This is a genomic window from Ensifer sp. LBL, assembly GCF_050435225.1.
In the GTDB taxonomy this organism is placed as follows: domain Bacteria; phylum Pseudomonadota; class Alphaproteobacteria; order Rhizobiales; family Rhizobiaceae; genus Ensifer.
The window spans coordinates 516,586-531,826 of sequence record NZ_JBNDJY010000003.1 but is presented as its reverse complement, the minus strand read 5'-3'; the positions used below and the strand labels follow the sequence as shown (position 1 = coordinate 531,826).

Genomic DNA, 15,241 nt, shown 5'->3' with positions numbered 1-15,241 from the left:
AAACGCGGTTGCTTCTTCGGGGCGTGACTTTCCGACGTCAGAACCGCTTCTTCAGAAAGTAGCGCGCAATCGCCCCTTCACCGCCTTCGAGTTCACCAAAGACCTCGAAGCCGAGCTTTTCATAAAACGGCCGGGCCTGGAATTCGAAGGTGTCGAGCCAGAGGCCGACATAGCCGCGCTGGCGCGCGATCTTCTCCGCTTCCTCGATCAGGCGTCGGCCAAGGCCTTGGCCGCGGTATTCATCGGGAACGGCGAGGTAACGGATAAAGGCCCAGCCATATCCATCGGTCGCATAGAGCCCACCCGTCGCGACTTTCGTCTCCGGATCGCGAAGCACGACGGCAAAACCGGGCAGATCGGCCATGCCGCTATGGGCGTCATTGTAAGCGTCGAGCGGTGCGACGATGCCACTGAGGTCATCCCGGTTCGGGTCTTCAAGTATAATGTCTATGATCGGGGTGGGCATGGCTAGAAACTCGGTCGCATGGTGGCTCGGCCTATAGATTCTTGTTTTGTTCTATAAAGCAATCCAACCCGAAGAAAACTTCGGGTTGGCAATGATTGCCGTTATCGTTCGGACGTCGTCAGCGACGACGGACCGCTTAGCTGCAGCCGCTCGTTGCACCGCAGGTGTCGCACTTCTCGCAGGTGCCGTTGCGCACCATGGTGAAGTTCTGGCACTCGGTGCACATGTTGCCGGTGTAGCCCTGCATGATCGAGCGGGCGCGGCGTTCGGCTTCCACCTTCTTGGCATCCGACTTGGCCGATGCCGCTTCGGCGGCCGCCTTGTCGGAGAAGAGGGCGGTGACTTCCTGCTCGACTTCGTCGGCGATCTCTTCTGCCAGCTCCGCAGCCCGCTCTTCATAGTCGCGCTTGAAAGCGACGATTTCCGAGGTGGCGATCGCGGTCGTCGTTTCCAGCTTGCGCACCGTGTTTCCGGCGATCGCCGTCACGGTCGCGCCCGAGGAGGCGCGGGCGGGAGCACCCGTCGACGAGCCCTTGGGCTCGCTGGAGGCCCGCTCGCCGGTGCCGCCGACGATCGTCGGCTTGTAGCCGCGGGTCCAGCCGGTCGAGATCAGGTTGGTCTTGCCTTCCTGGATGCCCTTGCCGAGTGCGGTGTTGCCGAAATCGGACGTGTCCACGTGAGCAAGATCGTGACGGCCGAGATAGGAAACCGCCAGTTCGCGGAAGACGTAGTCGAGGATCGACGTCGCGTTCTTGATCGCGTCGTTGCCCTGGACCATGCCGGCCGGCTCGAACTTGGTGAAGGTGAAGGCCTCCACATATTCTTCGAGCGGCACGCCGTACTGCAGGCCGAGCGAGATGGCGATCGCGAAGTTGTTCATCATCGCACGGAAGGCGGCGCCTTCCTTGTGCATGTCGATGAAGATCTCGCCGAGGCGGCCGTCACCGAACTCGCCGGTGCGCAGATACACCTTGTGACCGCCGACGACGGCCTTCTGGGTGTAGCCCTGGCGGCGGTTCGGCAGCTTTTCGCGGGCGCGGATCACCTTCTCGATGACACGCTCGACGATCTTCTCGGTGATGGTGACGGCCTGGGCGGCGGCGGGCGCCTGGATCAGATCCTCCAGCGCATCCTCGTCCTTGTCGTCCTCGATCAGCGAGGCGTTCAGCGGCTGCGACAGCTTGGAGCCGTCGCGATAGAGGGCGTTTGCCTTCAGCGCCAGCTTCCAGGAGAGCATGTAGGCGTTCTTGCAGTCCTCGACGGTCGCCTCGTTCGGCATGTTGATCGTCTTGGAGATGGCGCCCGAGATGAACGGCTGGGCGGCCGCCATCATGCGGATGTGGCTTTCGACCGAGAGGTAGCGCTTGCCGATCTTGCCGCAGGGGTTGGCGCAATCAAAGACGGGCAGGTGCTCGTTCTTGAGGAACGGTGCGCCTTCCAGCGTCATCGCCCCGCAGACGTGGATGTTCGCCGCTTCGATGTCCTTCTTGGAGAAGCCCATGTGGTCGAGCAGGTTGAAGTCCATCGAACCGAGCTGTTCGTCGGTGACCTTCAGCGTGCCCTTCAGGAAGTCGGCGCCGAGCGTCCACTGGTTGAAGACGAACTTGATGTCGAAGGCGCTCTTCAGAGCGGCGTTGACCGCTTCCACCTTCTCGTCGGTGAAGCCCTTGGCCTTCAGCGTCGATGGGTTGATCGCCGGCGCCTGGTTCAGGTTGCCGTGGCCGACCGCGTAAGCCTCGATCTCGGCGATCTGGCTCTCGCCGTAGCCGAGCGAGCGAAGCGCTTCCGGAACGGCGCGGTTGATGATCTTGAAATAACCGCCGCCAGCGAGCTTCTTGAACTTCACCAGAGCGAAGTCAGGCTCGATGCCGGTCGTGTCGCAGTCCATGACGAGACCGATCGTCCCGGTCGGCGCGATAACCGTTGCCTGGGCGTTGCGGTAGCCGTGCTTCTCGCCGAGTTCCAGCGCCTTGTCCCAGGCGCTCATGGCGTGGATGACGAGGTCCTGGTCCGGATTGTCACCATGGATGAGCGCAACCGGGTTGACCGACAGCGCTTCGTAACCGGTCGTCTCGCCATAGGCGGCGCGGCGGTGGTTGCGAATGACGCGCAGCATGTTGTCGCGGTTCGGCGCAAAGCCCGGGAACGGACCCAGCTTCTCGGCCATCTCGGCCGAGGTGGCGTAGGAGATGCCGGTCATGATCGCGGTCAGCGCACCGGCGATGGCGCGGCCTTCGGCGCTGTCATAGGGGATACCCGAGGACATCAACAGGCCGCCGATATTGGCGTAGCCGAGGCCGAGCGTGCGGTATTCGTAGGAAAGCTCGGCAATCTCGCGGGACGGGAACTGCGCCATCATGACCGAGACTTCGAGAACGATGGTCCACAGGCGGACGGCGTGCTCGTAGTCGGCAATGTTGATGCGCTTGGTCGCCGCGTCCTTGAACGTCATCAGGTTTAGGGAGGCGAGGTTGCAGGCGGTGTCGTCGAGGAACATGTACTCCGAGCACGGGTTCGACGCGCGGATCGGGCCGGCGGCGGGGCTCGTGTGCCAGTCGTTCATCGTCGTGTTGAAGTGCAGGCCCGGATCGGCCGACGCCCAGGCGGCGTAGGAGATCGATTCCCAGAGGTCGCGTGCCTTCAGCGTCTTCATGACGCGGCCGTCCTTGCGGGCGGTCAGGTGCCAATCGCCATCGGTTTCGACGGCGCGCAGGAAGTCGTCCTTGATCGAGACCGAGTTGTTGGAGTTCTGGCCCGAAACCGTGAGGTAGGCTTCCGAATCCCAGTCGGTGTCGTAGGTCTTGAACTCGAGGTCCTTGTAGCCTTGCTTGGCGAACTGGATGACGCGCTGGACATAGTTTTCCGGAACCAGCGCCTGCTTGGCGGCGCGGATTTCGCGCTTCAGTGCCGGGTTCTGCTTCGGGTCATAGCAGGCGTCGTCCGTGCCGTCGCAGTTGACGCAGGCCTTCATGATCGCCTTCAGATGCTTGGCGACGACCTTGGAACCGGTGACGAGGGCGGCAACCTTCTGCTCTTCCTTGACCTTCCAGTTGATGTATTCCTCGATATCCGGATGGTCGATGTCGACGACGACCATCTTGGCGGCGCGGCGGGTGGTGCCGCCCGACTTGATCGCGCCGGCGGCGCGGTCGCCGATCTTCAGGAACGACATCAGGCCGGAGGACTTGCCGCCGCCTGAGAGCTTTTCGCCTTCGCTGCGGAGATAGGAGAAGTTGGAGCCGGTGCCGGAGCCGTACTTGAACAGGCGCGCTTCGCGCACCCAGAGATCCATGATGCCGCCTTCGTTGACGAGATCGTCACCGACCGACTGGATGAAGCAGGCATGCGGCTGCGGATGCTCGTAAGCCGACTTCGACTTCGTCAGCTTGCCGGTGAAGGGGTCGACATAGAAGTGGCCCTGGCCAGGACCGTCGATGCCATAGGCCCAGTGCAGGCCGGTGTTGAACCATTGCGGCGAGTTCGGCGCGACGCGCTGCGTGGCGAGCATGTAGGCAAGTTCGTCCTGGAAGGCGGAGGCGTCTTCTTCGGTGTCGAAGTAGCCGCCCTTCCAGCCCCAATAGGCCCAGGTGCCGGCCAGGCGATCGAAGACCTGGCGGGCATCGGTTTCGGAACCGTATTGCTCATCCTTCGGCAGCGCCTTCAGCGCATCCGTGTCGGGAACCGCGCGCCAGAGGAAGGAGGGGACATCGTTCTCCTCGACGCGCTTCATCTTGGCGGGTACGCCGGCCTTGCGGAAATACTTCTGCGCGAGAATGTCGGCGGCAACCTGGCTGAACTGAGCCGGCACGTCGATATCGGCAAGGCGGAAAACGATCGAACCATCGGGGTTCTTGATTTCACTCGTAGCCTTGCGGAATTCGATCTCCGCATAGGCGGATTGCCCGGCTTTCGTGAAACGACGTTCGATCTTCATTGTCCCTGGTCCTTCGTGTTGCCTAGCGCCCGCCACAGGCGCAATTGTCCCCGCCCGGCCGCGAGGGGCATCCCGCAGCCAGTCTCAGCTTCCGTCCTTGGAGAGAAACCCATAGCTGGGTGACCCTGTATCTTGTGAGATAGGCTGGCTGCAAATACTAAATATAGTATCAACAACTTCTTCATGCCAGCCAAATATTGCCCCGGTGGACCCGAAAAATCGCACAGAAATCCTCAGGGCGACCCCATGGTGAAATCCATGACTGCCGCCTTTCAGAACCGCCGATTTTGGGAGAGGAACCGGGACTTGAACAATCCGGTCCGCCGCCGTTGCAACGTGAAATCCATTAACCGTGAATCGTCCGGGGGCGTCAAGGGGTGGTTTGTGACGGAAGTTTGAGCGCTAGATGTTGTGTGGGTCAGCTGTGGAAAACGGGGACATCGGCCAATGCCATGAAAATCAGGCACTTCCGGAGGTTGCCTGTGAGACTGACGCAACGGTCGGCGCGCAAACGAAATTTTGACGGGTAAAAACCCGCATAAAAAGTGTCCCTTACGGCAGGCTCGGTTGCGTCAGCGAAAGCGATATGGGGTGGGGCAGTGATTCGTTTTTTAACGGTCCCGTAAGCACCGGTATCGGTTTCGCAGCCGCCGTCGCGCGACGTCCTACGACACCAACGCGTGGGAGGCCTCTTGGGCGCTGATGCGCCCCGAGCGGGGCCAGACGCGTATGCGCGCAATCTGGCCCCTCTGATGTCAGTCGACGCGCTTTTGCAGCTCGCGTGCGCCATTCGGTGCATTCACCTTGCCCTCGGTGATGAAGTAGGCGAACACGTCGCGCGGTTCCTTCTTGGCCTTGCGACCAGGCGTACTTTTCTCAAGGCCGCTCGGCTCGTCGCCGGCGGCAAACGCCTTCGCGCGGTCGGCCCAGAGGTCGAGCTTGTCGGCGGCATAGCAGGTCTTGATCTCGTCGCTGCCCTTCTGCAGGCGGAGATAGACGAAATCGGCGGTGACATCGGCGATCATCGGATAGTCCGCATGCTCGGCGAGCACGACGGCGACGCCGTATTTCTCCAGCAGCGAGACAAAATCCGCAGACTGGAAGGTTGGGTTGCGGACCTCGACCACATGGCGCAGCGGCAAGCCGTCCTGTTTCTCCGGCAGAAGCTTCAAAAAGCCTTCGAAATCGTCGGGCTCGAACTTCTTCGTCGGCGCGAACTGCCAGAGGATGGGGCCGAGATGGGGGCCGAGCTCGGTCAGGCCCTGCGTCAGGAAACGCTCCATGGATTCACCGGCTTCCGACAGAACCTTGCGGTTGGTGACGAAGCGGCTCGCCTTCAGGGAGAAGATGAAATCATCAGGCACTTCCGACGCCCACTTGGCGAAGGTCTCCGGCTTCTGCGACGAGTAATAGGTGCCGTTCACCTCGATCGCCCGCAGCTCTTTGCCGGCGAATTCAAGCTGCCGCTTCTTTGCCAGTGTGTCGGGATAGAAGGTGCCTTCCCAGGGCTCGAAGGTCCAGCCGCCGATACCAACGCGAATCTTTCCGGATTTTGCCATGCCATCCTCCTCAACGACGGCCATCGCTTGACCGCCTACTTTTTTACTCTTTGATCGATTTCGTCATGTCCACGAGTGTCCACCCTGGACGATAGGGATTGGGTCGGCGACCCGTTTCTTGAAATCCATAGGCGCGATAGAGCGCAATGTTTCGCTCCATGCGTGAATTGGTGTAGAGCCGCACCTCGGGCAAGCCCCACTCGGCCGCCTTGGCATCCACGAAGCGCAGCAATTCGATACCGAGCCCCTGGCGCTGATAGGCCGGGGCAACCGCGAGGCTGAAGATCATAAGGTGATCGGCGTGCCGTTCGACAACGGCAAGCGCCGACACAGCCTCATTTCGCTCCCGAAGCCAGACTTCGCCGCGAAGGATACGAGGCGCGTAGTCTTCGGTGACCGGGAGCGGCGGCCCACCAAGCAGCGCCTGATAGGGCTCATAGGCCGCCCCCGTCACGCTCTGCACGGCGGCCAGATCTTCGAGACGAGCAGGCCGCATCATGCCAACACTCCTAAAGCGCGCCGATCAGATCGGCTGATTTACTCCGCCGCTTCGACCTTTTTCATCGGGCGGCGCTCCAGCAGCTCCTTCAGGAACTGGCCGGTATACGACCGCTTCTCCTTCACGATCTCTTCCGGTGTACCCTTGGCGATGACCTCGCCGCCGCCGTCGCCGCCTTCAGGGCCGAAGTCGATCACCCAGTCGGCGGTCTTGATGACTTCGAGATTGTGCTCGATGACAACGACCGAATTGCCCTGGTTGACCAGCTCATGCAAGACTTCAAGAAGCTTGGCTACATCGTGGAAATGCAAGCCGGTGGTCGGCTCGTCGAGGATATAGAGCGTGCGACCGGTCGAGCGCTTCGACAGTTCCTTGGCGAGCTTGACGCGCTGGGCTTCACCGCCCGAAAGCGTGTTGGCCTGCTGGCCGACCTTGATATAGCCGAGACCGACCTGGTTGAGCGTGACGAGCTTGTCGCGCACCGAAGGAACCGCGGCGAAGAAGTCGACGCCTTCCTCGACGGTCATGTCGAGCACGTCGGCGATCGACTTGCCCTTGAAATGCACGTCGAGCGTTTCGCGGTTGTAGCGCTTGCCATGGCAGACGTCGCAGGTGACGTAGACATCCGGCAGGAAGTGCATCTCGATCTTGATGACGCCGTCGCCCTGGCAGGCCTCGCAGCGGCCCCCCTTGACGTTGAAGGAGAAGCGGCCCGGCTGATAGCCGCGGGCCTTTGCCTCCGGCAGACCGGCAAACCAATCGCGGATCGGCGTAAAGGCACCGGTATAAGTCGCCGGGTTTGAGCGTGGGGTACGGCCGATCGGCGACTGGTCGATGTCGATCACCTTGTCGATATGCTCGAAGCCATCGATGCGGTCGTGCTCGGCCGGGTTTTCGCGCGCGCCCATGATGCGGCGGGCGGCGGCCTTGTAGAGCGTCTCGATCAGGAAGGTCGACTTGCCGCCGCCGGAGACGCCGGTAACAGCGGTGAAGACGCCGAGCGGGATCGAGGCGGTGACGTTCTTCAGGTTGTTGGCGCGGGCGCCGACAACGGTGATTTCCTTTTTCTTCTTCGGCTTGCGGCGCTCCGCGGGAACGGCGACCGAAAGCTCGCCGGACAGATATTTGCCGGTCAGCGATTTCGGATTGGCCATGATGTCCGATGGCGACCCCTGTGCGATGACCTCGCCGCCGTGGATACCGGCAGCCGGGCCGATATCGACCACATAATCGGACGTCAGGATCGCGTCTTCGTCATGCTCGACGACGATCACCGTGTTGCCGATGTCGCGCAGATGCCGAAGCGTGTCGAGCAGGCGGGCGTTGTCGCGCTGATGCAAGCCGATCGACGGCTCGTCGAGCACGTAGAGAACGCCTGTCAGCCCCGAGCCGATCTGCGAGGCCAGCCGGATGCGCTGGCTTTCACCGCCTGAAAGCGTTCCGGAATTGCGCGACAGGCTCAGATACTCAAGACCGACATCGTTGAGGAAGCGCAGCCGGTCGCGGATTTCCTTCAGGATGCGGACGGCGATTTCGTTCTGCTTGGCATTCAGACGTTCCGGCAGGGCCTCGAACCAGTCACGGGCGATGCGGATCGACATCTCGGTCACCTGACCGATATGCAGCTTGTCGATCTTGACCGCCAGCGCTTCCGGCTTCAGGCGGAAACCGGCGCAGGCCGGGCAGGGCGCAGCCGACATATAACGCTCGATCTCCTCGCGCGCCCAGGCGCTGTCGGTTTCCTTCCAGCGGCGCTCGAGGTTGGGCACGATGCCCTCAAAATTCTTGGTGGTGTTGTAGGAGCGGGCGCCATCCTCATAATGGAAGACGATCTTTTCTTCCGTTCCATGCAGGATCGCGTTCTGCGCGGCAGAGGACAGCTCGTTCCAGCGGCTGCCGAGTTTGAAACCGAAGACCTTGCCGAGCGCTTCCAGAGTCTGGTTGTAGTAGGGCGACGAGGATTTCGCCCAGGGCGCAATTGCGCCGTCGCGCAGCGTCCGGTGCTCTTCCGGCACGATCAGCGCCGTGTCGATCTTCTGTTGACTGCCGAGACCGTCGCAGGTCGGGCAGGCGCCGAAGGGATTGTTGAACGAGAACAGCCGCGGCTCGATCTCGGAAATGGTGAAGCCGGAAACCGGGCAGGCGAATTTTTCCGAAAACAGCACGCGCTCGTGGGTTTCGTTCAGCGACTTGTTGGCCGAGCCGCCGGCAGCGGTCTCCTCGGGTGGCAACGGTTTGTCGGCGAACTCGGCGACGGCAAGGCCATCAGCGAGCGTCAGGCAGGTCTCAAGGCTGTCGGCAAGGCGCGAGGCGAGGTCGGGGCGGACGACCACGCGATCGACGACGACGTCGATGTCGTGCTTGTACTTCTTGTCGAGTGCCGGAACTTCGGCGATCTCGTAGAAGGTGCCGTCGACCTTGACGCGCTGAAAGCCCTTCTTCATCAGCTCGGCGAGTTCCTTCTTGTACTCGCCCTTGCGGCCGCGCACGAGCGGCGCAAGGATATAGAGGCGGGTGCCTTCGCCGAATTCGAGCACCCGATCGACCATCTGGCTGACCGTCTGGCTCTCGATCGGCAGGCCCGTCGCCGGCGAATAGGGCACGCCGACGCGCGCAAAGAGGAGACGCATATAGTCGTAGATTTCGGTGACCGTACCGACCGTCGAGCGCGGATTGCGCGAGGTCGTCTTCTGCTCGATCGAGATCGCCGGCGACAGGCCGTCGATCTGGTCGACATCCGGCTTCTGCATCATTTCCAGGAATTGGCGCGCATAGGCCGACAGGCTTTCGACATAGCGACGCTGGCCTTCGGCATAGATCGTGTCGAAGGCAAGCGAGGACTTGCCCGAGCCGGAAAGGCCGGTCATCACGATCAGCTTGTTGCGCGGCAGATCGAGGTCGATGCCTTTCAGATTGTGCTCGCGCGCACCACGAATGGAGATGGTCTTGAGTTCACTCATCGGAAGCCAGCTTTTGCATGTCGGTTGAAAGCCCCCTATGTAATGACGCTAACGCCCATGTCGAGGCGCAATCGGCAAAACAGGCGGCCAATTCGAGTCGGTTGACAGGATCATAGCCAAATACTAGAACAAATAAAGAACAAAACATCCATAAAACGACCAAAACTGTTGTGGATTATGTGTGAGGCGGGGCGTATCGGCGGGTTCTGACCGCTAAGATGCGCGCTCTTGAAATTCCAAGCCGGGCCGTTGGTCCGGTGAAACCACGGGAAAAGCAACATGGCTGGAAGCGTCAACAAGGTGATCTTGATCGGAAATGTCGGGGCAGACCCGGAAATCCGGCGCACGCAGGACGGCCGGCCGATCGCCAACCTGCGCATCGCAACCTCGGAAACCTGGCGCGACCGCAACAGCGGCGAGCGCAAGGAAAAGACGGAGTGGCACCAGGTGGTGGTGTTCAACGAAGGCCTCTGCAAGGTCGTCGAGCAGTACGTCAAGAAGGGCGCCAAGCTCTACATCGAAGGCGCGCTGCAGACCCGCAAGTGGCAGGACCAGAACGGCAACGACCGCTATTCGACCGAAGTGGTCCTGCAGGGCTTCAACTCGACGCTGACCATGCTTGACGGTCGCGGTGAAGGCGGCGGCTCCGGTGTTAGCCGTGGTGGCGGCGGTGGAGCCGGCGACTTCGGCGGCGGCGGCAACTATGGCGGCGGCGGTTACGACGATTACGACCAGCCGCGCCAGTCCTCCGGCGGTGGCCGTTCGGGCGGTGGCCAGGGCGGTCAAGGCGGCCAGGGCGGCGGCTTCTCGCGCGATATGGACGACGATATCCCGTTCTGATCGCAAGCGGATCCTTTTGACGAAAAACGCCACGTCCTGAGGACGTGGCGTTTTTTGTTTCCGGTCTTCGTCGACGGCGTTGGGCAAAGAATGCGCGCGGCCGTCCGACCTCAGCTCGCCATCGCCGACTTCACCCCGTCGACGACGAATTGCACCGCAAGTGCCGCCAGGATGACGCCGAGCAGGCGGGTGAGGATGGCGCGGCCGGTGACGCCGAGAAAGCGATCGACGCGTTCAGCGATGACCAGCGCCAGAAACAGGCTGAGCATCGACAGCGCGATGACGATCAGGAGCTGAGTGCGCTCGACGGCGGTCGGGAACGAGCCGGCAAGCAGGATCGTTGCCGAAATTGCGCCCGGGCCGGCAATGAGCGGCAGGGCCAGCGGGAAGACCGCGATGTTGTGAATGTGGTCCTTGACCGTCGCATTCTCGCCGGTCTTTTCCTTGCGCTCCTGGCGTTTCTCGAAAATCATCTCGAAGGCGATCCAGAAGAGCAGCAGGCCGCCAGCGATGCGGAAGGCGCCGATCGAGATGCCGAGCAGTCCGAGGATGCTGTTGCCGAAGAGGGCGAAGGCGGCGAGAATGAAGAAGGCGATCAGCGAGCCGCGGGTGGCCACCTGAAAGCGCTCCTGTCGGCTGAGGCCGACCGTAAGGCTCAGGAAGATCGGCGCAAGGCCGGGCGGATCGAGCGTGACGAGAAGCGTGGTGAGCGCATTGACCAACAGGTCGACATTGAACATCCGTTTCCCCTTCCGGATTTCGCCCCGGGTTTTCCCGGTGGCATGCCTACATTGTTAGGCAAGCGGCCGGGCATTGGGAAGGGGCAGACAAACAAAGTCTCAGCAAGGGCTTAATGAGCAATCGCTACGCCCAGGTGAGGCGCAAACGGGCGCCGTGGACGTCATTGGCGGTCCGGCTCTTCCGATTTCGCGCGCCATGCCCTACAAAAGCCTGCTCCGGCGGCAAAAGACTGTTCACAACTGCCGTGCGGCTCATCGGTTCCTGCTAGGATAACCGCGTGAATCGCACAGCGAATCAAGGCATTACAAGGACATCTTCACAGTCCGGCGGGCAAGTGGCGCCGAAGGCCGCAAATTGGCGCTTCCGATGGCAATCCGCTATAAATATCCGACTGATTCTGAACAAAGATCGTGATCACCATTGACTGAGCAAAGCACCCCCGGCGGCGGAAAAACTCCGCCAGGCATCGAGCCGATTTCCATCATCGAGGAAATGCAGCGGTCCTATCTCGATTACGCGATGAGCGTTATCGTCAGCCGCGCGCTTCCCGACGTGCGTGACGGTCTGAAACCCGTGCACCGCCGCATCCTCTACGGGATGAGCGAGCTCGGCATCGACTGGAACAAGAAATACGTCAAATGCGCCCGCGTGACCGGGGACGTGATGGGTAAGTACCACCCGCACGGCAACGCCGCGATCTACGATGCGCTGGCGCGCATGGCGCAGGACTGGTCGCTCCGTCTGCCGCTGATCGACGGCCAGGGCAACTTCGGCTCCGTCGACGGCGACCCGCCGGCAGCAGAGCGCTACACCGAATGCCGCCTGCAAAAGGCTGCCCATTCGCTGCTCGACGATCTCGACAAGGAAACGGTCGACTTCCGCGACAACTATGACGGCACCCTGCAGGAGCCGGCAGTCGTTCCCGCGAAGTTCCCGAACCTGCTCGTCAACGGCGCCGGCGGTATCGCCGTCGGCATGGCGACGAACATTCCGCCGCACAACCTGGTCGAAGTCATCAACGGCTGCATGGCGCTGATCGACAATCCGGCGATCGAACTGCCGGAACTGATGGAAATCATCCCCGGTCCGGACTTCCCGACTGGCGCGCTCATCCTCGGACGTTCGGGCATTCGCTCGGCCTATGAGACCGGCCGCGGCTCCGTCATCATGCGCGGCCGCGCCCACGTCGAGCCAATGCGCGGTGACCGCGAGCAGATCATCATCACCGAGATCCCGTTCCAGGTGAACAAGGCGACGATGATCGAAAAGATGGCCGAACTGGTGCGCGAGAAGCGTATCGAGGGCATCTCGGACCTGCGCGACGAATCGGACCGCCAGGGCTACCGCGTGGTGATCGAACTCAAGCGCGACGCCAATGCCGACGTCATCCTGAACCAGCTTTACCGCTACACGCCGCTGCAGACTTCGTTTGGCTGCAACATGGTGGCGTTGAACGGCGGCAAGCCGGAGCACATGACGCTGCTCGACATGCTGCGCGCCTTCGTCTCGTTCCGCGAGGAAGTCGTTAGCCGGCGCACGAAGTACCTGCTGCGCAAGGCGCGTGACCGCGCCCATGTGCTCGTCGGCCTTGCGATTGCCGTCGCCAACATCGACGAAATCATCAAGCTGATCCGCACGGCGCCCGATCCGCAGACGGCGCGCGAGCAGTTGATGGAGCGCCGCTGGCCGGCCCACGACGTCGAGAGCCTCATCCGCCTGATCGACGACCCGCGTCACCGCATCAACGAGGACGGCACCTACAACCTCTCGGAAGAGCAGGCTCGCGCCATCCTCGATCTCCGACTGCAGCGCCTGACCGCGCTCGGCCGCGATGAAATCGGCGACGAACTCAACAAGATCGGCGAGGAAATCAAGGATTACCTCGACATCCTGTCCTCGCGCCTGCGCATCATGAGCATCGTCAAGGACGAACTCATCGCCATCCGTGACGAGTTCGGCACGCCGCGCCGCTCCGAGATCATGGAAGGCGGTCCGGATATGGACGATGAGGACCTCATCGCCCGTGAAGACATGGTCGTGACGGTCTCGCATCTCGGTTACATCAAGCGCGTACCGCTGACGACCTATCGCGCGCAGCGCCGTGGCGGCAAGGGCCGCTCGGGCATGGCGACCCGGGACGAGGATTTCGTTACCCGGCTATTCGTTGCCAACACCCACACGCCGGTTCTGTTCTTCTCCTCGCGTGGCATCGTCTACAAGGAGAAGGTCTGGCGCCTGCCGATCGGCACGCCGCAATCGCGCGGCAAGGCTCTGATCAACATGCTGCCGCTGGAACCTGGCGAACGCATTACCACGATCATGCCGCTGCCCGAGGATGAGGCGACCTGGGAAAACCTCGACGTCATGTTCTCGACGACCCGCGGCACGGTTCGCCGCAACAAGCTGTCGGACTTCGTCCAGGTCAACCGCAACGGCAAGATTGCGATGAAGCTCGAGGAAGAGGGCGACGAGATTCTGTCCGTCGACACCTGTACGGAGCGTGACGACGTCATGCTGACGACAGCGCTCGGCCAGTGCATCCGGTTCCCGGTCGATGACGTGCGCGTCTTTGCCGGTCGTAACTCGATCGGCGTTCGTGGTATCAACCTCGGCGACGGCGACCGCATCATCTCGATGGCGATCCTTGGCCATGTCGAGGCCGAACCGTGGGAGCGTGCAGCTTATCTCAAGCGTGCAGCGGCGGAACGTCGGGCGACGAATGGCGACGAGGAAGAAATCGCCCTGGTCGGCGAGGAAGTCGCTGACGGCGGAGAGCTGTCGAACGAACGCTTCGAGGAACTGAAGGCACGCGAACAGTTCGTGCTGACGGTCTCGGAGAAGGGCTTCGGCAAGCGCTCGTCGTCCTACGATTTCCGCACCTCTGGCCGTGGCGGCAAGGGCATCCGTGCCACCGACACCTCGAAGACGACGGAAATCGGCGTTCTTGTTGCTGCCTTCCCCATCGAAGACAACGACCAGATCATGCTCGTCTCCGATGGCGGCCAGCTGATCCGCGTGCCGATCAATGGCGTCCGGCTTGCGAGCCGCGCGACCAAGGGCGTCACCATCTTCTCGACCGCCAAGGATGAGAAGGTCGTATCGGTCGAGCGCATCAGCGAGCCGGAGAGCGATGAAGAGGAAGGCGAAGAGGCTGTCGTCGAGAACGGCGCAGTGGAAACGCCAGCCGAATCCGAGGATTAAGCGCTCCACTTGAAGTGCCAAGGAAACAGAAAGCCCGCCATTTTGGCGGGCTTTTTCGTGGGTCGGCACCAGTATCGAGCCGTCGGCGGGAGGTGCCTGAAATCAGATCTCGGTATTCGCGTCTGCGAGCGCAGTGCCACGAATATAGGCCCGTAGCCCCGAGGCAAGTGCGTCGAACGTGACGCGACAGCGGGGCGCCGTCTTCAGGTTCTCGTGCATCACCAGCCAGGTGTCGAGCTTCATTTCGAACAGTTCCGGCAGCACCGGTAGAAGATCGGGATCGCGTGCCGCAAGCCCGTTCTGGCAGATACCGATGCCGAAGCCGGCGCGGATCGCGGCCAGTTGGGCAAGGTTGCTATCGGCCTTCAGCGCAAAATGTGTCGCCGGCAGTTCCGGCGAGCGGGCGACGATCGCCCGGATCGCAGCCGTCTCGCGGTCGTAGCCGATCAGGCTGTGATCGCTAAGCTCGGCCAGTGTCTGCGGCATACCGCGTCGCTCGATATAGCGGCGGTGGGCGTGAAAGCTCAAGGGAACCGCGCCGAGATGGCGGGCGATCAGCGCATCCTGCGCGGGCGCCACCATGCGCACGGCGATATCGGCCTCCTGACGCAAGAGGTCTTCGACCATGTCCGAAGCGGAGAGTTCTATCGTCAGCTCCGGATAGGCCTCGTGCAGTTCTGTGAGGATCGGCGGCAGCACCTCGATGCCGATGACTTCGCTGGCACTGATGCGCACTGCGCCGCTGACCGTATCGCGCTGGCTCGACGCGGCGCGCAAGAGTGCAGCCGACGTCGCGGCGAGCGTCTCGGCATAGGGCTTGAGCGCCAGCGCGGCATCGGTCGGCAACAGGCCGTGCGGGGAGCGCACGAAGAGCGGATAGCCGAGCGCGGCTTCCATGGCGTCCACATGACGGCCAACGGTTGGCTGCGTCAGGCCAAGCTCGCGAGCGGCGGCCGACAGCGATCCCTCGTCAAGAACCGCGAGGAACGTTCGATAGAAATCCCAGCTCAAATCCATCTTGCTCATGCATTTCAGTATAGC

At 62.1% G+C, this 15,241-nt stretch carries 9 protein-coding genes; 2 read left to right on the top strand and 7 right to left on the bottom strand.

The window, feature by feature from the left end; genetic code table 11:
* Positions 1-37: 37 nt before the first annotated feature.
* From OKW20_RS14180 to uvrA, 5 genes are all read right to left on the bottom strand, one after another.
* The gene (locus OKW20_RS14180; protein ID WP_429114400.1) at positions 38-466 is read right to left on the bottom strand and encodes a GNAT family N-acetyltransferase; all 429 of its coding nucleotides are present in this window, start codon (positions 464-466) and stop codon (positions 38-40) included.
* 136 nt (positions 467-602) lie between these two features.
* On the bottom strand, positions 603-4,400 hold the full coding sequence (locus OKW20_RS14175; protein WP_043614260.1) for a vitamin B12-dependent ribonucleotide reductase: 3,798 nt from the start codon (positions 4,398-4,400) through the stop codon (positions 603-605).
* Positions 4,401-5,155: 755 nt separating this feature from the next.
* Entirely contained in the window at positions 5,156-5,959 is an 804-nt protein-coding gene (locus tag OKW20_RS14170) for a DUF72 domain-containing protein (protein ID WP_429173084.1), read from the bottom strand.
* Between the two features lie 43 nt (positions 5,960-6,002).
* The gene (locus tag OKW20_RS14165; RefSeq protein ID WP_429173450.1) at positions 6,003-6,455 is read right to left on the bottom strand and encodes a GNAT family N-acetyltransferase; all 453 of its coding nucleotides are present in this window, start codon (positions 6,453-6,455) and stop codon (positions 6,003-6,005) included.
* 41 nt (positions 6,456-6,496) lie between these two features.
* Positions 6,497-9,418 (bottom strand): excinuclease ABC subunit UvrA, encoded by a 2,922-nt coding sequence (gene uvrA / locus OKW20_RS14160; protein ID WP_429173082.1) that lies wholly within the window; start codon positions 9,416-9,418, stop codon positions 6,497-6,499.
* A 279-nt stretch (positions 9,419-9,697) separates the two neighbouring features.
* Between uvrA and OKW20_RS14155 the strand changes: the two genes are divergently transcribed.
* The gene (locus tag OKW20_RS14155; protein ID WP_192446135.1) at positions 9,698-10,258 is read left to right on the top strand and encodes a single-stranded DNA-binding protein; all 561 of its coding nucleotides are present in this window, start codon (positions 9,698-9,700) and stop codon (positions 10,256-10,258) included.
* Positions 10,259-10,368: 110 nt separating this feature from the next.
* On the opposite strand, the gene OKW20_RS14150 is transcribed toward OKW20_RS14155, so the two are convergent.
* Positions 10,369-10,998 carry a MarC family protein gene (locus OKW20_RS14150; RefSeq protein ID WP_429173080.1) on the bottom strand — a complete coding sequence of 210 codons (630 nt, stop codon included), beginning with the start codon at positions 10,996-10,998 and terminating at the stop codon, positions 10,369-10,371.
* A gap of 421 nt (positions 10,999-11,419) precedes the next feature.
* Here OKW20_RS14150 and gyrA point away from each other — a divergent pair, with 421 nt between their 5' ends.
* A complete protein-coding gene (gene gyrA, locus OKW20_RS14145) occupies positions 11,420-14,200 on the top strand; it encodes a DNA gyrase subunit A (protein ID WP_429173077.1) in 2,781 nt (926 codons plus the stop codon).
* A gap of 102 nt (positions 14,201-14,302) precedes the next feature.
* On the opposite strand, the gene OKW20_RS14140 is transcribed toward gyrA, so the two are convergent.
* Positions 14,303-15,217, bottom strand: a complete 915-nt coding sequence (locus OKW20_RS14140; protein WP_429173447.1) for a LysR family transcriptional regulator — start codon at positions 15,215-15,217, stop codon at positions 14,303-14,305.
* Positions 15,218-15,241: the final 24 nt, after the last annotated feature.